Origin of the sequence: Spongiactinospora rosea (assembly GCF_003315795.1) — a bacterium.
Taxonomy (GTDB): Bacteria; Actinomycetota; Actinomycetes; order Streptosporangiales; family Streptosporangiaceae; genus Spongiactinospora; species Spongiactinospora rosea.
In genome coordinates, this window is the sequence record NZ_QMEY01000002.1 from 229,532 (window position 1) to 252,709 (window position 23,178).

19 protein-coding genes and 2 pseudogenes are annotated in these 23,178 nt (G+C 69.8%); 7 read left to right on the forward strand and 14 right to left on the reverse strand.

Going from position 1 to position 23,178, the window contains the following annotated elements; all coding sequences use genetic code 11:
- Positions 1-84: 84 nt before the first annotated feature.
- The 3 genes from DP939_RS06440 to DP939_RS06450 are packed head-to-tail and all read right to left on the reverse strand — an operon-like array spanning position 85 to position 10,659.
- Positions 85-378: a hypothetical protein gene (locus tag DP939_RS06440; protein ID WP_113979672.1), complete on the reverse strand. Its 294-nt coding sequence runs from the start codon at positions 376-378 to the stop codon at positions 85-87.
- A complete protein-coding gene (locus tag DP939_RS06445) occupies positions 375-7,154 on the reverse strand; it encodes a polymorphic toxin-type HINT domain-containing protein (RefSeq protein WP_113979673.1) in 6,780 nt (2,259 codons plus the stop codon). Before DP939_RS06445 ends, DP939_RS06440 begins: the two co-directional genes overlap by 4 nt.
- Before the next feature lie 52 nt (positions 7,155-7,206).
- Complete coding sequence (locus DP939_RS06450) at positions 7,207-10,659, reverse strand: LamG-like jellyroll fold domain-containing protein (RefSeq protein ID WP_113979674.1); 3,453 nt, start codon at positions 10,657-10,659, stop codon at positions 7,207-7,209.
- Positions 10,660-11,247: 588 nt separating this feature from the next.
- On the opposite strand from DP939_RS06450, the gene DP939_RS06455 reads away from it, so the two are divergent.
- The 3 genes and pseudogenes from DP939_RS06455 to DP939_RS06465 all read left to right on the forward strand — a co-directional run bounded on the left by DP939_RS06455 (position 11,248) and on the right by DP939_RS06465 (position 12,751).
- Complete coding sequence (locus DP939_RS06455; protein WP_113979675.1) at positions 11,248-12,093, forward strand: SAM-dependent methyltransferase; 846 nt, start codon at positions 11,248-11,250, stop codon at positions 12,091-12,093.
- 45 nt (positions 12,094-12,138) lie between these two features.
- Positions 12,139-12,324: pseudogene (locus DP939_RS06460) on the forward strand (transcriptional regulator); the annotation flags it as partial.
- 250 nt (positions 12,325-12,574) lie between these two features.
- Positions 12,575-12,751 carry an HU family DNA-binding protein gene (locus DP939_RS06465; protein ID WP_113979676.1) on the forward strand — a complete coding sequence of 59 codons (177 nt, stop codon included), beginning with the start codon at positions 12,575-12,577 and terminating at the stop codon, positions 12,749-12,751.
- 56 nt (positions 12,752-12,807) lie between these two features.
- On the opposite strand, the gene DP939_RS06470 is transcribed toward DP939_RS06465, so the two are convergent.
- The 8 genes from DP939_RS06470 to DP939_RS06500 are packed head-to-tail and all read right to left on the reverse strand — an operon-like array spanning position 12,808 to position 16,425.
- Complete coding sequence (locus DP939_RS06470; RefSeq protein ID WP_113979677.1) at positions 12,808-13,251, reverse strand: NUDIX hydrolase; 444 nt, start codon at positions 13,249-13,251, stop codon at positions 12,808-12,810.
- A 40-nt stretch (positions 13,252-13,291) separates the two neighbouring features.
- Entirely contained in the window at positions 13,292-13,876 is a 585-nt protein-coding gene (locus DP939_RS06475; protein WP_199564990.1) for an AAA family ATPase, read from the reverse strand.
- A gap of 14 nt (positions 13,877-13,890) precedes the next feature.
- Entirely contained in the window at positions 13,891-14,298 is a 408-nt protein-coding gene (locus tag DP939_RS06480) for a hypothetical protein (RefSeq protein ID WP_147267897.1), read from the reverse strand.
- Positions 14,279-14,626 (reverse strand): hypothetical protein, encoded by a 348-nt coding sequence (locus DP939_RS06485; protein WP_113979680.1) that lies wholly within the window; start codon positions 14,624-14,626, stop codon positions 14,279-14,281. Before DP939_RS06485 ends, DP939_RS06480 begins: the two co-directional genes overlap by 20 nt.
- On the reverse strand, positions 14,626-14,787 hold the full coding sequence (locus DP939_RS46050; protein WP_158578485.1) for a hypothetical protein: 162 nt from the start codon (positions 14,785-14,787) through the stop codon (positions 14,626-14,628). The genes DP939_RS06485 and DP939_RS46050 overlap by 1 nt, the downstream gene beginning before the upstream one ends.
- Positions 14,788-14,847: 60 nt before the next feature.
- The gene (locus DP939_RS06490) at positions 14,848-15,741 is read right to left on the reverse strand and encodes a helix-turn-helix domain-containing protein (RefSeq protein ID WP_113979681.1); all 894 of its coding nucleotides are present in this window, start codon (positions 15,739-15,741) and stop codon (positions 14,848-14,850) included.
- On the reverse strand, positions 15,699-16,220 hold the full coding sequence (locus DP939_RS06495; protein WP_113979682.1) for a DUF6879 family protein: 522 nt from the start codon (positions 16,218-16,220) through the stop codon (positions 15,699-15,701). The genes DP939_RS06490 and DP939_RS06495 overlap by 43 nt, the downstream gene beginning before the upstream one ends.
- Positions 16,195-16,425, reverse strand: coding sequence for a hypothetical protein (locus DP939_RS06500; protein ID WP_113979683.1), 231 nt, complete (start codon positions 16,423-16,425; stop codon positions 16,195-16,197). Before DP939_RS06500 ends, DP939_RS06495 begins: the two co-directional genes overlap by 26 nt.
- A gap of 570 nt (positions 16,426-16,995) precedes the next feature.
- On the opposite strand from DP939_RS06500, the gene DP939_RS06505 reads away from it, so the two are divergent.
- From DP939_RS06505 to DP939_RS47620, 4 genes are all read left to right on the forward strand, one after another.
- Positions 16,996-18,165, forward strand: a complete 1,170-nt coding sequence (locus DP939_RS06505; protein ID WP_113979684.1) for an RNA ligase RtcB family protein — start codon at positions 16,996-16,998, stop codon at positions 18,163-18,165.
- Positions 18,162-18,824 carry a peptide chain release factor H gene (gene prfH, locus DP939_RS06510; RefSeq protein ID WP_113979685.1) on the forward strand — a complete coding sequence of 221 codons (663 nt, stop codon included), beginning with the start codon at positions 18,162-18,164 and terminating at the stop codon, positions 18,822-18,824. Before DP939_RS06505 ends, prfH begins: the two co-directional genes overlap by 4 nt.
- A 135-nt stretch (positions 18,825-18,959) precedes the next feature.
- Positions 18,960-19,979 (forward strand): iron-containing redox enzyme family protein, encoded by a 1,020-nt coding sequence (locus tag DP939_RS06515; RefSeq protein ID WP_113979686.1) that lies wholly within the window; start codon positions 18,960-18,962, stop codon positions 19,977-19,979.
- Positions 19,969-21,063, forward strand: a complete 1,095-nt coding sequence (locus tag DP939_RS47620; protein WP_225878082.1) for a glycosyltransferase — start codon at positions 19,969-19,971, stop codon at positions 21,061-21,063. Before DP939_RS06515 ends, DP939_RS47620 begins: the two co-directional genes overlap by 11 nt.
- Here DP939_RS47620 and DP939_RS47625 read toward each other — a convergent pair.
- The 3 genes and pseudogenes from DP939_RS47625 to DP939_RS06535 form a co-directional block, all read right to left on the reverse strand.
- Positions 21,027-21,143 (reverse strand): annotated as a pseudogene (locus tag DP939_RS47625) (hypothetical protein); the annotation flags it as partial. The gene DP939_RS47620 and the pseudogene DP939_RS47625 overlap by 37 nt on opposite strands.
- Positions 21,144-21,189: 46 nt before the next feature.
- The gene (locus DP939_RS06530) at positions 21,190-22,395 is read right to left on the reverse strand and encodes a cytochrome P450 (RefSeq protein ID WP_113979687.1); all 1,206 of its coding nucleotides are present in this window, start codon (positions 22,393-22,395) and stop codon (positions 21,190-21,192) included.
- A gap of 14 nt (positions 22,396-22,409) precedes the next feature.
- Positions 22,410-23,171, reverse strand: a complete 762-nt coding sequence (locus tag DP939_RS06535) for an ABC transporter permease (protein WP_113979688.1) — start codon at positions 23,169-23,171, stop codon at positions 22,410-22,412.
- Between the last annotated feature and the right edge of the window lie 7 nt (positions 23,172-23,178).

Below are 23,178 nucleotides of genomic sequence, written 5' to 3' on the forward strand. Positions count from 1 at the left end.
CGCCCCCGGCGCCGCCCCTCCCGGGCGGCGCCGGCACAGTTCCGCTAACGGCGTTCAGGCGGAGGCGATCAGCGCAGGTGCTCTCTAGTCCCCTAGAAACCACAGATAGAGCAGCGTCCCGCGCTCGACCTGCGCGCACAGCCTTTCGATCTCCTCCACTACTTCGTGCCCCAGAATCCGACGGACAGACGGATCGGCTATTTCCCGAAGAAGTCTGACAACTTGCCGTGAATTAAACATCGTGTCCGCATACGGCAGCAGGCTTCCCAGGAATGGGAAACTATCCTCATCTATGCGCTGGAGCACTCTCCAGTCGATCCCGACGGATCCCTGACACACGATCTCGCCGCCCTCCTCGCGCACCTGGAGGTCGATCATGGGGCACCACCAGGGTGCAGGCCCGTGACCCGGCCGTTCTCTACCCAGACCACGATCCTGAACAGCCCATTCTCCGCTTGGTCGTAGCCGATCGGATTGTTGCTCCTGCTCAGATCAAGGACATGCGAATGTCCGCCGCCGGTACCGAGGTTCATTCTGTCGATCGGCTTCCTCATCGCCAGTCTGGCCCAGTTGCGGATGTGATCCGGCGTGACCCATTCTGCAAATTTTGACTTCGATGCCCATTGCCAGGCGTCTGGATGGTTCGGGTCATGCCTCGGAAGGATATGTCCGTTCATCACCTCATCTGAGATGGTCCCGCTCCCGCAGTTATGGACAAGTACCGGGGAGACCCCTGCCAGGACATAATATGTGTGGCTGCCGGCGACGGTCAGGTCGTAGACGGCAGGGTGGGCCTGCCGCTCATCGACGCGGGAGAGCGGAACCGTCGTACCGTCGGGGGCGCGTAGAAGATCACCCTTCGTCAATTGATCGGCACGAATCCATGCGCGGTCATCAGCGTCCCAGAACAAGTGGTGTTCAGTGGCCACAATGACACCAGTCGCGTCGCCCTTGCCGCCGTCGGTGTCCACTGTGATCTGGAGCAGCTTGGCGTAGCCCGCACCGGAGACGGTGGCCAAGACCGGCTTGGGTGCGGTCTCGCCGGTCTTCGGGTCGGTGGCGAGGACCTTGTCGCCGGGCCTGATCAGTTCGATCGCCTTGTAGGTGCCGTCGGCCAGTTTGACCATGGTGCCCGCGGTGAAGCTGTTGCAGGAGGATCGTGCCCCGGACGCGGCCTTCGCCTTGCCCGCCACCTTGGTCCCCGCTGATCTGGCGGCCGCGGTGCCCGCCGCTTCTCCGCCTCCGGCGGCCGCGCCGCCGCCGCGGCCGAGGGCGCTTTTGGCCTTGCCCGCGGCTTTGCCCGCTGCTGCGGCGACGACGCGGCCGGTCGCGGTGGTGGCGAGTTTGCCGAGTACCGCGCCCGCGCCCTTGCCGACGACGCCGCCCGCCGCGCCGGCGATGGCTCCGACGGCGGCGGCCTTGACGGCGCCTCCCGCGCTCCATTCGTCGCGGGGGGTGGAGACCAGATAGCCCGCCAGGTTGCCCGCGGCCCCACCGGCGGCGGCGCAGCCGACGCTGCCGGCGCCTCCGGTGGCCACCAGGCAGCCGCCCGTGACGACGACCGACACCGTGACGTTGACGATGGTGGCCTTGTGCTCCTGCCAGATCTTCTTGGCCTTGCAACCGAAGCTCCAGCGCCCGCAGGCGGGCGGGTTGCTCGGCGGGGGCGGCGGCGGGTAGGAGACGAAGTGGATGCCGCCGCCGCTGCCGCCCGGGTTCTTGATGGGGGTGACGCGGCAGGACGGGCAGGGCTGGGCGCCGCCGTCGTACATCAGGCCCGTGGGGTCGGAGCCGGTGACCGGGTCGTTGTCGGCGTAGGCGTAGCCGTTCCAGCTCTGTGGGTCGCCGATGTCGAAGACGGGATCGACGGAGATGAAGCGGCCGATCTCGGCGTCGTACTCGCGTGCGCCGAGGTGCGTCAGGGCGGTGGCCTCGTCGATCATGCCGCCGACGAAGCCCTTCTGGCCCGGCCAGAAGCTCGGAGGAAGGCCGCGTTGCTGCCCGAAGGGGGTGAAGCGGCGGCGGTTGGTCGCCTGGGCGGCGGTGTCCTCGACGGAGGCGTCGGCGGTGCCGTGGTGGTCGGCGCCGAGCCAGGTCACGCCCCTGCGCGTACGGGTGGCGATGGTCTGCCCGGCGAACTCGTAGTAGCGGGTGCTGTTCTTGGCTCCGGTCCTGGTGTCCAGCCGGATCTCCATGCCCGCCAGGTAGAGGGTGGTGGAGGTGGGGTCGCGGCGGATGAGCCGGTCGCCGCCCGCGTCGTAGACGAAGGTGCTGACGCCGCTCGGGTCGGTGGACTTGGCCAGATGGCCTTCGACGTCCCATTCCAACAGGCGGCCCGAGCCGCGTTCGGTGGTGTTGCCCGCCTGGTCGTAGGCGTAGGTGTCGATCTGGCCGTCGCGGGTGCCGCCCTCGTACTCCACGGAGGTCAGCGTGTGCGGTCGCGGCTTGCCCTGCCCGGCGTAGGTGTAGGTCTTGGTGATGTCGCCGCCTGCCCGGTGGTCGATCTCCTTGGTGCGGTTGCCGGCGACGTCGTAGGCGAAGGACTGCCAGTAGGGCGCGGGCCCGCCGACGACGCTTTGGGTGGGGTCGGCGGCGCAGTCGCCGGTCGAGGTGGTCCAGGCGTCGGTCAGGCGTTGCAGGTGGTCCTGGCGGAAGCACTGGACGTCGGGCGTCTGCCCGGACGGCGTGTCCGCGATCTTGGTGATGTTGCCCGAAGGGTCGTAGGTGTAGTTGGTGTCGGCGACCGAGATCGGGGCGGTCTCCCGCTCGAACACCGAGCGGGTGAGCCGCCCGGTGCCCTCCTCGTAGAAGTTGGTCTCCTTGACCCGCTTCAGGCCCGTGCTCATCGTGGTGTCGAGGATCTGGCCCAGCTTGGAGTACGTCGTCGAGGTGACGTAGTTGGTCAGGCCCCGCATCGTGACCGGGTTGCCCAGGTCGTCGTAGTCGTACAGCAGGGTCTCGCCGAGCAGGTCGCCCGCGGCGGGCAGCACGGTCCGGTGGACGGTGCCGTCCGGGTTGTAGTCGGTGGCGGTCTTGTACGTGCCCGCGAGCGCGCCCTCGGCGGCCGGGATGACCGTCTGGGTGCCGGTGGCCCGGTAGGCGTTGTCGTAGCCGGTCACCGCGCTGCTGTAGGCGTCCATCGCGCCGGTGGCGGCGTTCTTGACGTACCGGGTCGAGCCGGTCGGCTGGCCCCTGACCACGGTCCCGTCGGGCAGTTCGTCGAACGTCCACTCGGCGAGCTTGGTGCCCGCGGCCGAGGTGCCCGCGTACTCGGCGGTCTTGCGGCCGAGGGCGTCGTAGGTGAAGAACAGGCTGCCGCCGCGCGCGTCGGTGACCGTCGTGAGCAGGTCGCTCTTGTCGTCGTAGGCGAGCTTGGCGGTGCCCTTGCCCGGATCGTCCACCTGGATCATCCGGCCGCGCAGGTCGTAGCGGTAGGCCCAGGAGTTGCCCGCCGCATCGGTGATGGTGGCGGGCTTCCCGGCCCGGGTGTAGGTGAACCTGACGGCGTCGTAGTCGCCGGTCGGGGCGTCGCCCTTGTACTGGCGGACCTCGACCGTCTCGCCCTGCCCGTTGGTGATCGTGGTGGTCGGCGTGGACCCCGGCGGCGGATCGACGCTGATGCGGTCGCCGCCGTAGGTGGTCGTGGTGCGCCACTGCTCGGTGCCGCGCTTGCGGAAGATCTCCGCGGTCGGCCATTCCATGCCGTTGTAGACGGTGACGTTCTGGCCGGGTACGTCGTCGTCGCTGCCGGGCACCCACAGCGTGTCGCCGGGGTCGCCTTCGGCGTAGTAGTCGGAGTTGGTCTTGTACACCAGGCCGCGGGTGTCGTACAGGGTGTCGTTGATCAGGCGGCCGCCGCCGGGGGCCGGCTGCTGGGTCTGGCGGGCGCGTAACAGCCCGTCGTACAGGGCGTAGCCGGTGGTGTAGGTGGCGTTGTCGGCGCGCAGGGTCGAGGTGGTGACGGTGGTCGGGCCGTCGGCGCGGACGTGGTAGCCGAACTTCATGTTCGGCGTCGAGGCGTACCCGGTTTTGGCGTGGCCGGGCAGCCACACGCCGGTCAGCCGGCCGAGCGGGTCGTAGGCCAGGTCGGCGCGCTTGCCGTTGGCGTCGGTCGTCGCGGTGGCCAGGCCCCAGGCGGGCTCGATCTCGGTGGTGGTGACGTGGCCGAGCGCGTTGGTCTCCTGCTTGCCGGTGAGCAGGCCCGTGGCCGGGGTGTAGACGGTCTTGGTGGTGGTGCCGTTGGGGTCGGTGACCACCAGCGGACGCCCGTAGACGTCGAAGGTCGTGGAACCGGCGGTCACGTACCGCGGCCCGCCGTCCCAGGAGCCCAGCTTCTCGGTCTTGGTCACGTCCCCCTTGACCGGCGCGACCCCGAACGCCTTGCCGTCGTAGTACTTGCGCACGTCGGAGGCCACGTCGGCGGGACGTTCGGGGGTGGCGGCGCACGCCTTGGTGACGGTCTCCACCCGGGCCGCGTAGGAGACCAGCCAGCGGGCCGTGTCGCGGGCGTAGGTGGTGGTGATGCACTGGTCGTCGTCGGCGGTGGCGTCGTCGCCGAGGTCGTCGACCTTGGCGGGCAGGCCGTCGGCGTTGTAGTCGGTGTCGGTGGTGGTGTGCCGCCAGCCGCCCGCGGCCAGCGCGGTACGCGTGCGGACCTTGTCGGCGCGGACCATGTGCGCGGTGGTCGTCGCCCAGTCACGGACGCGCTTGGCGGTCTGCTTGCTCCAGTACCCGGTGATGGTGCCGGTCAGCGCGGGCCCCGACGGGCCGTCGTAGCGGATCTCCTCACGGACCTTGCCCTGCAACCACTCGGCGTCCTCAACGGCCGTGCCGGTGGAGTCGGTGACCTTGACATCGCGCCTGCCGCCGCCGGACAGCTCGTCGCCGTCCATGCCGCGGAAGTAGGTGAACTCGGCCTTGGAGCGCTGCTCGCCGGGCGCGCCGCGCAGCACCCGCACCTTGCCGTACCCGCGCCACTGCGACCAGGTCTTGTACTTCTCCTTGGTCAGCCCGTCGTCGTCATCGTGGTGCCAGGCCCCGCCGCCGAGGTACTCATACGTCTCCAGTACGTCGGGCGCGCCGCCGGTCCGGTCGATCTGCTGGACCTGCGTGACGACGTACTTGTGGAACCAGTCCGGTTTCGGGGAGGTCGCGCCCTCCGGCGACCAGTACTGCGGGTAGCAGCGGCGGGTGTTGGAGTCGGCCTCGGGCGTGTGCCCGGCGACGCAGTCCTCGTCGGAGTAGGTGACCGACAGCGCGCCGCCGGTCTCGTTGTCGATCGCCGAGACGCGCCACTTGGTCAGCGGCGGGCGTCCCTCCAGGGCGTCCACCCGGTTGGGGCGCTGCACCCCGGCGAACTTGACCTGCGGCAGCGACGCCGACCCGCCGACCTTCCCGGTGTGCTGGATCCCGGCCAGCCACAGCGCCGCCGCGGTGCCGTCCCCGGGCGCGCGCATCTGCTGGTCGAGGGTCCAGGTGTCCACGTCCCTGTACGCGCTCCCCGACGCCACCTGCGTCGTGACCGCCGCCAGCCGCTTGCGCGTCCAGAACGTCGGCGAGTACCGGTCGACGCACTTGTCGCCCGCGTCGCAGTGCTGGTCGAAGGGGACCTCGGGCCAGTACTTGGCGTTGTCCTTGGTGAACTTGCCCTCGGCGCAGTCGAAGCCCGCCGAGGGGATGCACCGCTCCTTGACGTCGAAGACGACCCGGGCCGGGGCCGGCGAGGTGAAGATCGCGTCGGCGCGCTGGCCGTAGTCGATGCGCTTGAGGTAGCCGCCCCGGTCGTAGGAGGTGGGGGTGCCGTTCGGCACGCCGTCGGTCAGGGTGGTGACGTCGCGGCGGTAGTGGTTGGTCTCCTTGCCGTACCAGAAGGTGCTGACCGTGCCGTGCGGGTCCACGACGTAATCGAGGTTCCACCGCCACGCCTGCCTGCACCAGGACGCGGAGAAGGTGTCCTCGTGGCAGGGCTCGCGTTCGTCGTCGCCGAACACCGGGACGGTCCAGGTGGACTGCGTCTCGGCCTTGCCCTCCGCCCAGCGCGGCAGGTGGTTCAGGCCGAAGTGGTACTGGGTGCCGTCAGGGGTGGTGACCCGCCAGTGCTCGCCCCCCTCGGCGCCGTTGCCGGCCCCGGACAACTTCTCGATCTTGGAGCCGTCGTCCTCCTTCGGCTGCCAGGTGCCGGTCTCGTCGTCCAGGACCAGCTCGGTGGCCTGGCCGTTGAGGGAGAGGGTGGCGTTCTGGGTGCCCCAGCACTGGTCGTTGCGCTTGGGGGTGACGTTGTCGTCGGCACACGCCTTGTACCTGCGCTCGATGAACCCGGGCCAGTAGTCGAAGCCCTCGCCGATCCAGGACGCCTGGTTGTTGGTGGCGACCGTGCGGCCGTCCACGCTGCCGGAGGAGTAGACGAAGTCGATGTTGGGCGTCGGGCCGCCCGGACTCGGCGGCAGCCGCAGCGGATAGGTCCAGGAGAACGCGCCGCTCTGGTTGCTGACGCCCCAGGTCGCCGATGGGGACAACGACGTGGCCTCGTACGTGCCGGCCGCGCCGGACGGCCCCGCCACGGCGGCCAGCGTCGTCGGGCCGGTGGCCGCCAGGCCGACCTCGGCGGTCAGGCGGCCGGTCTTGACGTCGTTGCGGGTCGGGAGCGGCTTTTTGACCTGGCATCGTGGCTGGTCGGGGGTGGTGGCGGCGCAGGCGGGCAACTGGACCAGGCGCAGCCGGGAGGCCCAGTCGCCGCCGTAGGCGTACCGGAAGCCGGAGTAGTCCACCTCGACCGTCACGCGGGTCCCGCGCGGGGGCTTGGCCTGCGGGGCGAGCCGGATGCCGAGACCGGTGATGCCGGATCTGCTCGCGGTGGCGGGGTCCATCGTGTGCGCCTGGACGCTGTTGAAGCCGTTCTTCGCGGCGGCTTTCAGGTTCACCGCCGCCGTCCAGCGGACCGGCGGTGCGCCCTTCAGGTCGTACGCCGTGCCCGGGTCCCGCAGCGGCCCGCGCGCCTGGACCGCGCGGCCGGGCACCGCGCGTTGCTGCTGGGCCTTCTGCCAGGGCGGCTCGGCGGCGGTGGCCCGCGCGTTGATCGGGCCGGCCAGCGTGGCCGGTACCACGACGGCCAGGATGGCGGCGACCTTGGTCCAGCCTCGCTTGGAACCGGGCACGGCTTCCTCCGGGAGTCGGTCGAACGTGTACGTACGTCGCAGACCCGGAGGTCTATGAGTCGATCGGGAGGTTCATCGCGATGTTGAGGACCTGGCGGTCGGTCAGCGTGCCCGTGTAGGCGCGGACGTCGTCGATCTCGCCGCCGAAGTAGTCCACGGCGGCGCTGTTGTACCTGGCCCGGCCGATCTGCATCGCCCCGGCCGCCCAGCCGCCGGTGACGGTCCGCTGGTCGTTGAGCTGGCCGTTGACGTACAGGCGGATCTGTTCGGCCTGCTCGTCGTACACCCCGGCCAGGTGCGTCCAGGTGTTGAGCGCCGAGCAGTCCACCGGCTCGGCCGAGGAGGCGTGCGTGAGCGCGCCCACGGTGGCGGCCGGCGACGTCGAGAACGACCAGCGCGGCACCCGCACGCCGTTCTCGCCGAAGATGCGATGGCCGAGGTAGAAGGAGCTGTAGGTGGCCCCGTCCTGGGCGAGGACGGTCATCGTCCGGCCGGGCAGAGTGCAGGTGTCGTCACCGGCCAGCCGCACCCAGGCCGTCACCGCGAAGCTGTGGTCGGTGCGCAGCGGGGCCGACGGGGTGGCCGCGTAGGCGGTGGTCCCGTTGAGGCTGAGCACGCCGCCGCCGTCGAAACCGTCGTCGGACCAGGCCGCGCCGCCGTTCAGTGTCGCGGGCCAGCGGCTGTCGATGGGGTTGGCGGCGGTGGTGCCGGTGCCCTCCTCGAACGGCCACACGCCGCGCTGGATGGGCGGCTGCTTGGCCATGGCGGCGATCTCGTTGCCGAGCGCGGGGTCGTTGACGGTACGCGGGTCGTCCGAAAGCTCCCGCTTCCAGACCTTCACGTCGTCGATGTCGCCCGCGAAGTTCTCGATGTAGGTGCCGTGCCACCGCACCCGCCCGATCTGCAGCGGGCCGGTCGCGTCGAAGGGCGTGTACGGGTAGTGCCCGGTGGCCTCCAGGATGCCGTTGACGTACAGGCGCAGTTGCTTGCGCGGCGCGTCGTACACGCCGGTCAGGTGGGTCCAGATGCCGGTCATCGCCTCGCTGGTGCCGATCGCGTAGACGATGGTCTTGTCATCGACGTCGGCGTCGAACTTGTTGAAGACCCAGCGCTTGGAGTGGGAGGCGTAGTAGAGCTGGAAGCCCGCGCCGCGGACGGCGTCCTGGCTGGCCACGGTGTAGTTCTTGCTCTTGTCGTTCAGCAGCGCCCAGGCCGAGACGCTCATGCTCTGGTCGGTGCGCACCACCGGGCCGTCCGTGGCGGCGTAGCCCGTGGTGCCGTTCAGGCGCAGGCCACCGGCCACGCGGGCGCCGGCCCAGCTCGCGCCGCCGGTGATCGTCGCCGGGTGCGTCGTCGCGCCCGAGTCGGCCGCCGTGGTGCCCGAGGTCTCGTCCAGCTTCCAGTGCCCTTCCGGGCCGAACCCGGCACTGACGTAGAAGCCGTACACGGCCGGGACCTTGCCGACGTTGCCCGCCCGGTCCACCGGGAAGACGTACAGGGCGTTCAGCCAGTCGTGGCGCGGCGCGAGGCGGATGTCGACGGAGGTCTGCCCGGCCGGGATCGCCACCTGGGTGGCGGCGGTGGCCAGCGCCGGGTCGTCCAGCGCCCAGCGGAACGCCGCCACGTCGGTCTCCCCCTCGGCGGCGGCCAGCGTGAACGCGCCCGCCCAGCCCACGCTGCCCTGCCAGGCGTCCGGGGTGTCGGCCGGGTAGTCCGCCGAGGTCACCTTGGGCAGGCCGGCGGGGTCGATCGTGTCCACGGTGAACTCGCACCATTTGCTCCACGCGCTGGAGTCGGTGCCGTCGTACGCCTTGACCTTGTAGGAGTAGCTGTGCCCGGTGAGCAGCCCGGCCAGCTGGACCGAGTGGTCGGTGGCCGCGGTGGTGTACTTGTAGGCGGTCTTGCCGCCGCCCGGCATGGTCGAGGTGATGTCGTCCCAGACACCGGTGGCGGTGTTGTAGTGGTGCAGGACGAACTCGGCCCGCACGCCGTCGTTGGCCTTGTCCGGGTCGTAGATCTTGGCCTTGAGCTGGAGCGGGCCGGCGGCGTCGCCCGCGTTGACCGTGGGCCTGGCGTCCCCGACGACACACGGGGTGGCCGGGTACGTGCCGATGCCGGACGGGGCCGCGGGCGGGGTGTTGTAGTCGATCACCAGCTTGGGCGCGGAGCTGAAGCCCTTCCAGCCCCACACGCCGCTGCTGGTGTCGTTGCTGTCCTTCAGCCCGAAGGTGGTGTTCGGCCAGCCGTTCTTGGCGGCCTGGACGATCGCGGGGGTCGCGTTGAACTCGATGCCCTTGTCCGGGCAGGAGGAGCTGTAACCGGCGTCGGAGGCGACGCTGCCCTGGTGCTGGCTCCAGGAGGGCTGACGGCTCCAGTTGGTGGACTTGGAGATGCCGCCGGTGAGCCAGAGCTGCACGGCCTGCGGGTCCGAGGTGCAGCCCCACGACTTGACCTGGGTGATGCGGAAGGTCGCCTTCAGGATGTGCTTGCCGTTGACGTTGTCGGAGTCCATCCGGAAGTAGGAGCGTTTGAGGCCGCTGCCGTAGTTGCCCGCTTCGGGCATGTGGCTGGAGTTCCAGTACTCCTGGGAGGGGTACGCCTTGTCCACGTACGTCCAGGCGAGCTTCGACCCGGACCACTGGGGGTCAATGTAGACGGGGTACGTCGTGCCGGGGGAGGTCAGCAGGCTCTCGTCCGGTTTGATCACCAGGCGGTCGCGGGTCAGTTTCACGCCCATGACGGCCTGCTTGGCCTGGGCCGCCGGTGCTGTCAGTGTGGTGTTCTGCGTTTTGGTGGAGTCCCACATGCGGGGCGCGGGCGCGTGGAACACCTCGGTCCCCGACTCGGTGGCCGCGCTCAGGCCGCCGGTCGCCGTCTCGCGTATGCGCACGCCGGTCGCGCGCAGGCCGAAGCCCAGTTCGCGCAGCGCCGGGTCGGCGGCGGCCTTTCTGGACTTGACCACCAGTACCTCGGAGAAGCCGAGCACCGACGCGGTCACCTTCAGGTCCACGCCCGGCAGCACCTCGGCGTACGTCGCGGTGTCCCCCGCGAGGACCGGCTTGGGCAGGCTGCGCGGCCAGGTCATCGCGACCGAACGGCCGCGGTCGCCGATCGTGGCCAGCGGGGCCGTCCCGCCGCCGGAGAACGTCAGGTCCAGCGGGGTGGCCACGGTCCGCACGCTGCCGTCCGCGGCGAACACCAGCCGCGGATCGACGTCGGCCCAGCCGCCGCCGCGCCGTACCCGCTCGGGCAGCGCGGACGTCTCGGAGGTGAACGACCCGTCCGGGTTGGCGAACACCTGACGGGTCTCGGTCCGCTGGGACAGCACCTCGACCGGCCGCTCGTCGTCACGCGCCCGCGCGAGGGCCTGCTGTTCCGTCTGGGCCGGGGGCCGTACCGTCGCCGCCCGCGCGGGCGGGGCGGCGGGTGGGACGCCGACCACCGTGAGGGGACCGGCCAGCAGCGACATGGCCACGATCAGGAGACCGCGGGGGGTGCGGCGCATTACGCCTCCAGACAATCCGCTTGTTGCCTGCGTTGTTTTGAGGAAGTGCAGGTGGTTTCGGCCGCGTCAGGGACACATGCCGTTTCCCAGGTGACTTGACGGGCGCGCAATACTCTCGGCGGCGGCCATGGTGTACGCCGGGCCGTCGTGAACGGCGAAACCGGCGTGGTTTTCCGGGCACTCCGCGTCAGCGCCGTTTACCGGTAGGGAGGAACAGCCCTCGCGTGATTCGTGGCCTGGGCACGGCCGGGACGACTGCTCGGCTACGGTGTTCCTTCACTCGGGCCAACACACCCCCCGAAAGATCCCCTGTCGCCGCTGGGCGGCTCGGTCATATTGACATCATGATGAGTTGACCGGCAATCCCCGATTCGACTTTTAGGGGGGCCCATTCGGGGGCCCGCCGCGGTAATTCACGAATTCGTTTTCGCGTCGCGCGGTCACCGGACGTGACGGCCTGACGGGGCGGCGTAACGGCCGGGGAGTCCGGGCCTGGGACGGGCCCACGCCGGACGGCCACCGGGAGGATGAAATCGCGAGATCCCGATGCTTGAATCCCGTACCTGAATCCCGCTGCCGTAGGCCATAATGGCGGTAGATCGACGCGGAGGTGCGAGGTTGGCCGGCGACAGGCAGGTGGGAGTCAATCTCCGGACGAACGTGCCGCATTCGGCACGCGTCTATGACTACTTCCTGGGCGGCAAGGACAACTTCGAGGCCGACCGCACGGCGGCCGAGGACGTCATCAAGATCGCGCCGTACATGCCGACCTCGGTCCGCGCCAACCGCGACTTCATGACCCGGGTGATCCGCCACCTGGCGACCGTGCGCGGCGTCGACCAGTTCATCGACATCGGCACCGGCCTGCCCACCTCGCCCAACCTGCACGAGGTGGCCCAGCAGGCCGACCCGGCCGCGCGCATCATCTACGTGGACAACGACCCGCTCGTCCTCGTCCACGCCCGCGCGCTGCTCACCAGCACGCCGGAGGGCCGGACCCGCTACATCCAGGCCGACCTCAACGACCCGGCCGCCATCATCGGCTCCCCCGAGGTCCGCGAGACCTTCGACTTCAGCCGCCCGGTCGCGTTGTGCCTGATCGCCGTGGTCCACTTCATCCACGACGACGACGAGGTGCGCTCGATCATCGCGCGCCTGATGGAGCCGCTGCCCGCGGGCAGCTTCCTGACCCTGTCCACCATCGCGCTGGACAGCGCGCCCGGCAAGCTGGTGAGCGAGGCCGTCGCCCAGTACAACCGCCGCGGCATCATGTCCAAGGCCCGCACCAGGGCGCAGATCGAGGGGCTTTTCGACGGGTTCGAGCTGGTCGAGCCGGGCGTGGTGCCGGTCCACCGCTGGCGGCCTGACGACAAGGCCGCCCCCGTGGACGACAAGATGGTCTCGATGTACGGCGGGCTGGCCGTCAAAGCCTGATTCCACCCACGGAAGTGTCCGCTGGGCGTCGTTGTTCCATCTGCCATGACCAGCGAATCCTCCACGGTGCAGCAGCGACGCCGCGAACAGCTCCGCGACTTCCTGCGCGCCCGCCGGGCCGGGCTCACGCCCGCCGACGTCGGCCTCGCTGCCGGGGGCAGGCGGCGGACCCCGGGCCTGCGCCGTGAGGAGGTCGCCCTACTGGCCGGGGTCGGGGTGTCCTGGTACACGGAATGAGGCGCTACCGCGCCAGGGGCCCGCCTCCGGCGGGAAGTGGACCTCGCTAGCGCTCGGCCTGCTTTTCCCAGGCCCCGGCTCCGCCTGGTACGGCACGCCGCCTCTCGCCGCCCACCGTCCTCAGTAACAGCCTAGTGCCCGGCATCTCCCATGCGCCGTGGTACCCCGCCGTTCCAGCACCGGCTACCCCCGCCGCCTCGCCGTCTGATCCCTCCCGCCGTAACACCGTCGCAGGCAGGGGCGGGTGACCTTCGTGGGCTTCGGCGCTTGGAAGCTGACCCACCGCAAGGCGACGGTGCGGCGCAAGCCGGGCACCGGCGAGCCGCTGCCGAAGCCCGCATATTGGGTTCCCATGTGGACGCCCGGCAATGGCTTCAAGGAGGCCGTTCGCGCGAGTGGTCTGACGATTGAGGCGCGCTAGCCGCGCCCTGGGCTGCCTGTGGCAGGGGCTACATCGGCTCACGCCACAGGCAGCGCTCACTGATCGGGCCAGCCGACAGCGGCATAGGAGGCTCCCTTGATGTACGCCTGAACTCCCGCGACGGTGTACGGGAACGTGCTCGCCGGTAGCCGGTCGGCGGGGAACCAGGTGATTCGGGCACACTTATGCGGTTCAGCGTTGCGGGGTTCGCCATCCCATGATCCGGCCTCGAAGAAGACGCCGACGCGGCCTTCGCCTTCGGGGTTGCGGTAGTGGCACACGTGCACGAACCGCAGGTCGTCCGGGCGGACGTCGATACCGACCTCTTCACGGGCTTCGCGGATCGCGGCCTGGTCGATGGTCTCACCCTCCTCCAGGTGCCCGGACGGCAGGTTCCACCAGCCGTCCGCGTACCCGGTGCCCCGCCGCTGGGCGAGCAGGATGTGACCATCACGGGCCAGGATCATCATGACGTCCACGATCGTGCGATACCGGCCCACGCGGTCTTCTCCCAGTCACTCATGCCACCTGTCCCGGCGGTCACGATAGCGCGGTGAGCAGCCCGTCTTCAGCCAGTCGGGTAAGTATCCATTGCACTCGATCGCTCGTGCTCAATGCGGCGGGGATCTCGGTCAACGGCGACCCGGCCAGCCGCAACAGATCGCATAGCGCTTGATCCACATCGCGCTGCCGGTCGGCCACCTTGACGCGAAAATCGTCGCCGGGCTGCCGGGGGTCGAAGATGTCGGAGCAGTACAGGACCGAGTCGTACCATCCGGCCAGCGCCATGCACAAGGTCGTCATCGCCTCCACGGCGGGGCGGTCAGCGGCCGGGAGCAGCAGCCGGGCATAGGCGACGACGTTGAACAACGTTTTGTCGGTGATCAGGACAGTGTGGTGACGTGCCGCGCGGAGCTGGGTGGTGAGCTGGGCACCGAACAGATCGACTTCGGCGGCAAGGTCGAAGCCACCGCGACCATGGATGACGATGTCCTCGATGAACGGGGAGGAGCGGGCGGGCTCGCCGGTGCAGGCGGCGTTGATGCCGTGTTCGCGTAACGTGCTGGTCAGGGCGTGGACGAGGGTGGTCTTGCCGGAGGCGTGGGTTCCTTCGACGGCGATCACCAGGCAATCGCGGATCATGGGTGCTCCAGAAGGCACGTGAAGGCGGGGGTGCGGGTCCAGCCGATCGTGTCCGGCAGGTGGCGGGCGAGCAGGCCGTTGACGTTCATTACGCTGCTGTTCGGCGGTGGTGGTGTGGTGAGCGTGGTGAGCAGTGCGGTGGACAAGCTGTGCCGCAGGTTGAGCACGGTGATCCGTTCCCGCGCCTGCTGGTCGCCGTCCGTGATCCAGCGGCGGTGCGCGTAGCGTACCCGGCCACGACCTGCCGGGAAGGTTTCGAGGGCGTCGAACATGCTGGTTTCGGCCGCCAACTCCGAGTCACTCGCCCCACCCGCGCCGCGCTCATCGCCCTCGGTCTCCCAGACCGCGAGCAGCGGGCGCACCGTACATTCGAGCGCAGAACGGTCAGGCAGAAGGTGCTTCATGGGGCTCCTCCACAGGCCGAGGCGGGTTCAGCAGCAGGTAGTCGATGGCCAGTGCTTCGGCGGCCCCCTGAACAGTGCCGCGGTGGACGCACAATGGGATGCCCGGAGGCAGATGGCGCGGGCTGTGCCACCAGATCCCGTCGTCCTGGACGACCGCGATGAGGCCGTGACAGAGCGAAAGCTGAACCCTGTCCATGTCCTCGATGAGGTCGGCGCTGATGCCGTGCGCGGCGAGCGCCTTCTTGAGGCTGCCGGCGGTCTCCCGAGGAGACGGAGGTGCTGGAGACGCCGGACGAACCGCCGCGTACGGGAGCATGAAGGCGTCCATCAAACAGTCATCCCGAGGACTTCCGGGGCTCGCTCCACGACGGCATCCCCTTTGGTGCGGCCAACGTTGAAGTCGTCCTTGCCGCCGAGGGAGGCGTCGTGGTCACAGGCGATACTCGCTTCGTGCGAGGTGAAGACGGAATGGGGAGCGCCGTGGGCCATGCTCCGACGCTAGAGCCCGGAACTTCCTCTACCCAAGGAGTTTGCCGCACTTTGCCAGCACTAGCCGAGACCGGCTCGTGCATCGCTGATGAGATCGCGAGCCGCCTTGCCGTAAACGGCCGATGCCGCCAAGCCGTCGAAGGCCCTCTCATACAGCGTGATCTCGTGCGACTGGGTGAGGGCCAAGCTCGCCGCCAACGTCTCGATCTGCACCACTCTGCGATCTAAGATCCAGAAACCGGTCAGAGGCAGGCTGTGGTGCGTTGCAGTGGTGGGGATGATGCCGAACCGCACGTTCGGCAGAGTCACGTCCCCGAGTAGCTGGTCGAGCTGCCGCACGTGAACGGTGGCGGGCACTACTCCGGCAGTCAGGGCTACCTCACAGATCACAGCATGGAATCGGTGGCCTCTTGTGAAAAGGAGGTGGCGGCGCTCCATACGAGCTTTGATGCCTTGTTCGACATCGTCAGGCAGGTGGTGCAGTTCCACGACGCTGGTCATCACTGAGGCTGCATAGTCGGGAGTTTGGAACAGCCCGGGGATGTAGAAGGTCTCGAACATACGGAAGTGGCGAGTTTCCGCCTCCATCGCCACGCGTTCACGCTGGCGTTTCCGCGTACCGGCTTTGAGGCTGCGACGCCACTCGACGTACATGGTCTCAATGGACTGCACCGCCGCCAAGAGATCAGGTAGCTCATCGGTTGCGTCACAGCAGCGACACCAGATCCGGAGATCGTCTTCTGTGGGGGTACGCCGCCCGTACTCGAATCGGCTCACCTTGGAGCTATGCCATCCGGCAAGCTCCGCCAGCCCTACGCCCGTCAGGCCAGCGCCTATGCGGATCTGTTTGAGGCGCTCTCCCAGCGCTTCTATCGCCTGACGGGCAGGTGTGGACACGACTGCGGCAGGGGCTATGCGGCGACGTACTGCACGTACGGCACCGCGCGCGGCCACGTAAGGTCACGAACTTGCACACACTGGTTGATCAATGCCTCGTCACGGACGAGAACGAGTCCGCCTGACGATCCGTCAGGCTCGAACAGACTGAGGACGAGCGTGTCATCGTCGATCAGCCAGTAGTCCTCGTCCGGTAGTGAGATATCGGCAACTGTCTGCCGGGGCAGGTAGCCGATCTCCTCTCCCGCTTCGAGGTTGAGGGGATCGATGGTCATCGCCCATCGAACGTAGTCGCTCCAGGGTTCCGTCACTACCCGGGCGCGCTGGATACTGGTTCCTCGCCCTACGGCGGCCCGCACGAATCGCAGCCACGAATCGTGCCAGCGATGGTCATCCGGCTCTCCCTTGAGCCAGCTCTGGAACGGCCCGATCTCGTCAGCCACTCCGTACTCATCTCGCAGTTCGAGGTGGAATGCGCGCTGCCGGCCGGGGAACAGCCCGCGGAACTGGTCACGAGTGAGGCGTTGGCTCTCCATCGGGGTTCTGGGCCGCCTTCGGTAGGTACGACATGAGCTTCTTCGGGACGAGGACAGCCGTCTCGTGGGCAGGGAGATCGAGCTGATCCAGCACCGCTTGATCAGAGACTATCCATCCCTGGACCAGGTACATGTCCTGGTCGGTGTCATAGAGGGTGGGCGACTGGTCGCCCGTTGTCGTCTTGCCAAGGAATCTTATCTTCACCTACTCGGCCTTCCTGGGCTTTTGCCGTACTTTGCCAGTACAGGCCAATCGTCGCCTGCGGGGCTTGGCACCGTCAACTCCCTGGAGCTAACCATGCGAAAGTGGAATTCGACCGCTCGCGCCTTTGAGATTGACAGGTCGCCTGCCATCCAGCCCGGTCACGCTGGCGCGCGTCAAAAAGAATGCACCATATCGGGCTTTAAGACCCATCAACGGCGAGAGCGGCCCGCGAGCTGCTCGCCGACAAGCTGTCCGGGCAGCACGAACTGCTCAGCGAGCTGCTGGAGGACAACGCCGGAAGCACCTGAGGGGAGGGGGCGAGGCGTTGCGCCGGCCGGCCGGCCGATGAGTCCGCCCGGCACGCTGCGCCTGGCCGCGCTCCGGCTGCGCCGTCGCCGCCTTACCGGCTCCGCCACGGGTCTGAAAATCAGTTGCCCGTGCCGCCGGGGCTCGGCCAGTGTGGTGCTCATGAGGCTCTGACGGACAGCACCCCGCACTCGACGATGCCACGGCACCGGTTCGTGCCGTGATGCCGCCCGCCCATGCCCCGCTTCAGCGAAGAGAGCATCCTTGTCTGAGCAGTCCTCCCTGCAGTCGGCCACCGTCACCGTGTTCGCCTCGCCCACGAGCTGGATCGAGTCCGACGCCGTCGCGCAGTGCCACCAGGTGGCCGCCCTCGACGGCATGACGCACGTCGCCGCCATGCCGGACCTGCACCCCGGTAAGGGCGCCCCGATCGGCGCCGCCATGACGTCGAGCGTCCTGTATCCGTTCCTGGTGGGCTCCGACATCGGCTGCGGCATCGCCGTGTTCCCCATCCAGCTCAAGCGGGCCGTACCTGAGAAGCTCGCCGCCCGGTTCCCCGACCTCGACCGCGCGCTGCACCCCGAGCACGACGCCGACGACCCCGCCTGGGCCGTGCTGGAAGGCGACATCCCCGCCGGTCACGTCGAGGGCCTGGGCACGGTCGGCCGGGGCAACCACTTCGTCGAGCTGGCGCGGATCGGGTCGGTGTTCGCGCCGGAGCACGCCGACCGGCTCGGCCTCGCCGCCGGTGACCTGGTCCTCGTCGTCCACAGCGGCTCCCGGGGGCTCGGCGAGCGCATTCTGCGGGCGCACACCGAGGCCCACGGCGCGGGCCCGGCCGCCGATCCCGCCGCCTACCTGGCGATGCACGACGACGCCGTACGCTGGGGATCGCTCAACCGGCGGCTGCTGGCCGCCCGCGTCGCCCACGCGCTGGGCGCGCGGCCCACCGAGCCGATCGTCGACCAGTGCCACAACCTGGTCGAGGTCCGCGACGATGGGAGCTACCTGCACCGCAAGGGCGCGGCTCCCGGCGACGGCCGTGACGTGCTCATCGCGGGCACCCGGGGCACCCCTTCCTACCTCGTGGCCGCGCACGCGGGGCCGGAGGCCGGTCATTCCGTGGCGCACGGCGCGGGCCGCAAGATGTCCCGCGCGGACGCGCTGCGCCGGGGCCGGGCCAAGCACACGGTGGAGGAGCTGCGCCGAACCCCGATGGGGTCGCTGGTGGTGTGCGGCGACCGGCAGTTGCTGTTCGAGGAGGCGCCATCGGCGTACAAGCGCATCGAGCAGGTGATCGCCGACCTCGTCGCGTACGACCTGGCCACGCCGGTGGCCACCACGATCCCGCTGGTCACCTACAAGACGCCCGACCTCGGCCCGGCCCACGGGAAGGATCACCGGGAGCGCCGCCGCAAGGGGGGCCGGCCGTGAGCGTCCACCTGCTCGTGTCGGCCGGGCGCGGCCCGCAGGAGTGCGCGTGGGCCGTGGCCCGGCTGGTGCGCCGCCTGGAGACCGACGCCGCCCGGCGGCGGCTACAGGCCCATCGGGCCGAGACCGTGCCCGGTGACCGGCCCGGCACCTACCTTTCCGTCCTCGTCCGGATCGAGGGCGACGACGCCGAGGCGTTCGCCGCCTCCTGGACCGGCACGCTCTGCTGGCAGGCCCCCAGCCCGTACCGGGCCACCAGCCGGAAGAACTGGTACGTCATCGCCCGGCCGTGTCAGGTGGACGTCGAGCGCACGGCGTTCGCGGAGCGGGACGTCGATGTCGTCGCCTGCCGCACCGGCGGCCCCGGCGGCCAGCACCGCAACAAGGCCGAGACGGCGGTACGGGCCACCCACCGGCCCACGGGCATCGTCGTGGTGGTCGACACCGAGCGCCAGTTCAGCCTCAACCGCCGCATCGCGATGCGGCTGCTGCGCGAGCGCATCGAGCACGGCGACGAGCTGGCCGAGCGGGCCGTCACCTCCGCCCGCAGGCACATCCACGACGAACTGGTCCGCGGCGACCCCGTCCGCGTCGAACGCCCGGAGACCTCCGGCCAGGACCCGGCCCCGAAAGCGGGCACACGCCGCCGGGCCCGGTCCTAGCCGAGCGTCCATGATCGGGTGCGGTTTGGAGGGGGGTGACCAGGGCAGTCGAGGGCCACGAACGCGGGGGACATCTGGAGGGCACGTGCGGACATCGAACGTCCATGGCGGCGCGCGGAACATACGGTGCCGGTGATGCGCCTTCCCGCCGCCCGCGGCCCGATCACGGCCGGATTGTTCGCCCGCCTCACCGGCCCGCCGGGCGAGGTGGACCCGCCGCCGGTCACGTCGGCGGGGGCCTCGGCGCTGGACGACGACGATCTTCAGCTCGCCCTCTTCGCCTGCTACGAGCTGCACTATCGCGGGTTCGACGACGTGGACGACCGCTGGGAGTGGCAGCCGTCGCTGCTGGCCGCCCGCCACGAGCTGGAACGTGCCATGCGGGCCGGGCTCGCCGCCGCCGTGCCGCGGCCACCGGCCGTGCCGCCGGACCAGGTGCGGCGCGCGCTGACCGAACTGGTCGCCAAGGACACGGCGAGCGGCCCGTCCCTGGCGGCCTGCCTCCAGGACGAGGGCGACCTCGGGCGGTTCCGCGAGTTCGTCGTCCACCGCTCGATCTACCACCTGAAAGAGGCCGACCCGCACACCTGGGCGATACCGCGCCTGCACGACGGCCCGAAGGCGGCGCTGGTCGAGATCCAGGCCGACGAGTACGGCGGCGGACGGCCCGAGCGCATGCACGCCACGCTGTTCCGCACCACCATGACCGGCCTCGGCCTGGACGACTCCTACGGGGCCTACCTGCCGCTGGTTCCCGGGATCACGCTGGCCGTCTCGAACGTCATGTCGCTGTTCGGGTTGCACCGGCGGCTGCGCGGCGCGCTGGCCGGGCACCTGGCGGCGCTGGAGATGACCTCCTCGCTGCCCAACCGCCGTTACGCGCTGGCCCTGCGGCGGCTCGGCGGCGACGCGGCCACCGCCCGCTTCTACGACGAGCACGTACAGGCCGACGCGGTGCACGAGCAGGTCGCCGCGCACGACCTGTGCGCGGGCCTCGCCGCCCAGGAGCCGTCGCTGGGCGGCGACATCCTGTACGGCGCGGCCTGCGCGCTGGCCGTCGACCGCCGCTGGGCCGAGCATGTGCTGGAGTGCTGGCGGCGCGGCATCAGCTCGCTCGATGGCGGCTCGCCCGAAAGGAACCGCCATGCCGGGTGAACCGGACTACGTGCTCCCGCTGCGCTGGGAGGACGACGCCGGTCTGGACGAGCTGACCGGCTACCTGCGCTTTCTCACCCGGCACGCCCGGGTGATCGTGGTGGACGGCAGCCCGCCCGCGTTGTACGCCCGGCACGCTCGCCGCTGGCGCGGCCTGGTGACCCACGTACGCCCCGACCCCGCGCTCGGCCACGCCAACGGCAAGGTGGCCGGGGTGACGACCGGGCTGCGGCTGGCCAGGGCCGAACGCGTGGTGATCGCCGACGACGACGTACGCTACGACCGGGCCGCGCTGGCCGCCGTGACCGCGCTGCTGGGCCGCGCCGACCTCGTCCGGCCCCAGAACCACTTCGCCCCGACGCCCTGGCACGCCCTGTGGGACACCTCCCGCACCCTGCTCAACCGGAGCCTCGGCGCGGACTACCCGGGCACGTTCGGCATCCGCCGCGCCTTCTTCGAGAAGATGGGGGGCTATGACGGCGACGTACTGTTCGAGAATCTTGAGCTGATCCGTACCGTACGCGCCCACGGCGGCACCGAAGCCCGCCCGCTCGGCCTCTACGTGCGCCGCCTGCCCCCGGAGGCGGCGCGGTTTTGGGGGCAACGCGTGCGGCAGGCGTACGACGACCTCGCGCAGCCCCTCAGGCTGGTGACGTTCCTGGCCGTGCTTCCGGCGGTGGCCGCGCTGGTGCGCAGGCGGCGGTACGCGCCGCTGGCCGCGGGTGCGATGGTGACCGTCGCACTGGCCGAGACCGGCCGCCGCCGCGCCGGGGGCCGCCGGGTCTTCCCCTGGACGGCGTCGCTGTTCGCCCCCGTGTGGGTGCTGGAGCGAGCCGTCTGCGTCTGGCCGGCCGTGGCGGCGGCGCTGCGGGGCGGGGTCCGGTACGCGGGCCGCCGCCTGCTGGTCGCCGCGCATTCCGGCCGGACGCTGCGGCGGCGGGCTCAGCTCTGCGGGTCCGGCTCCCCCGCGGCGCGAAACCCGATCGCCTTGTGCGAGCCGTCGCAGAACGGCTTGGTGGCGGAGGCCCCGCAGCGGCACAGCGCCACGGTCGCCCGCCCCGGTTCGATGACCGCCCCGTCCTGAGTGACCACCGAGAACGCACCCCGCACCAGCAGCGGACCGTCCTCGCAGAGGGTCACCGTCACCCCAGCCGCACTGTTCATCAGCGTCACCTGCCCCCAGGCCAGCGCGGGAAACGGCGTCCGATGATCACACGTCCCAGGTGACCGGGAGGCTCTTGACCCCGTAGATGTCCGCGAGCTCCGGACGCAGCGGGACCTCCTCGGCGGGTACCGCCAGGCGCAACGTGGGGAACCGGGTGACCAGCGCGGGGAACGCCGCCCGCATCTCCACGCGGGCCAGTTGCTGGCCCAGGCACTGGTGGACGCCGTGGCTGAAGGCCAGGTGGCCGCCGTTCTGCCGCCGCAGGTCCAGCCGGTGCGGCTCGGGGAAGCGCTCGGGGTCGCGGTTGGCGGTGCTGATGGAGAAGACGACCGTCGTACCGGCCGGGACGATGTGCCCGCCCAGCTCGATGTCCTCCAGCGCGACCCGCTGGAACTGCTTGGCGACGCTCAGGTACCGCAGCAGCTCCTCCACCGCCTGGTCGGCGATCGACGGGTCGGCGCGCAGCGCGGCCAGTTGCTCCGGGTGCCGCAGCAGCGCGAAGGTGCCCAGCCCGATCATGTTGGCGGTGGTGTCCAGCCCGGCCGCCATCAGGATCAGCGCGATGCCCTTCAGCTCCTCGTCGTCCAGGTCGCTGTCGGTGAGTTCGCTGAGCACGTCGTCGGTCGGGTTGGCGCGCTTGGCGACCACGAGTTCGGCCAGGTAGTCCGTGGTGGCGGTGTAGGCCGCCATCAGCTCCTCGTCGCTGGTCTCGCCGCTGTGGAACTTGTCGACCCGCTCCTGGAAGTAGTCGCGGTCCTCCTCCGGCACGCCCAGCAGCTCACAGATCATGATGCCGGGGATGGGCTTGGCGAACGCGGCCACCAGGTCCGTCGGCGGGCCGGCCTTCTCCATGGCGTCCAGCCGCTCGGCGGTGACCTGCTCGACGCGTTCGGTCAGCAGCCGCATCCGCCGTACGGTGAACTTGCCCACCAGCGGCTTGCGGTAGCGGCTGTGCCGGGCCCCGTCCATCATCAGGAACTCACCGGGCGGGGCCGGAGGGACCTCCATGCCGCCGTAGTCGACGGTCGGGTGGTGGACCATCAGCTCCCTGCGGGAGCTGAACCGGGTGTCGGCCAGCACCGCACGAACCAGGTCATAACCGGTGACCAGAAAGCCCTCGTGGCCGTCGGCGAAGGTGAAGCGGCTGATCGGGCTCTGCTCGCGGGCCTCGATGAACTCCTTGGGCGGGTCGAAGGGGCAGCCGGGCTGACGCTCGGCCGGCATCGCGGCGAAGGTGTGTTCGACGGTCATCTCAATCCTCCGGGTCAGGAGATCTTGCGGCGGTAGGTGTTCATGGCGAAGAAGTACGCGACGACGAGGATGCCGACGCACCAGGCGAGGGCGGTCCAGATGCTCGTGCCGACCGGCTGCTCGGTGAACAGCGCGCGGATGGCGTTGACGATGGAGGTCACCGGCTGGTGCTCGGCGAAGGCGCGCACCGGGCCGGGCATGGTGGTGGTCGGCACGAACGCCGAGCTGAGGAACGGCAGGAAGATGAGCGGGTAGGAGAACGCGCTCGCGCCGTCCACGGACTTCGCGGTCAGGCCGGGGATCACGGCGATCCAGGTCAGCGCGAGGGTGAACAGGATCATGATGCCGCCGACCGCGAGCCACGCCGCCAGTCCCGCGCTGGAGCGGAAGCCCATGAGCAGGGCGACGAGCACGACGACCACCAGCGAGATCAGGTTGGCGACAAGCGAGGTCAGCACGTGCGCCCACAGGACGGACGACCGCGCGATCGGCATCGACTGGAAGCGTTCGAAGATGCCGCTCTTCATGTCCGTGAACAGCCGGAACGCGGTGTAGGCGATGCCCGAGGCGACCGTGATCAGCAGAATGCCGGGCAGCATGTAATTGACGTACGAATCGGAACTCGTCCTGATCGCGCCGCCGAAGACGTAGACGAACATCAGCATCATGGCGATCGGCATGACCGTGGTGGTGATGATGGTGTCCATGCTGCGCGTGATGTGCCGCAGGGATCGTCCGAGCAGGGCGCTCGTGTCACCGAAGAAATGGCTCGTCATCGTCGTT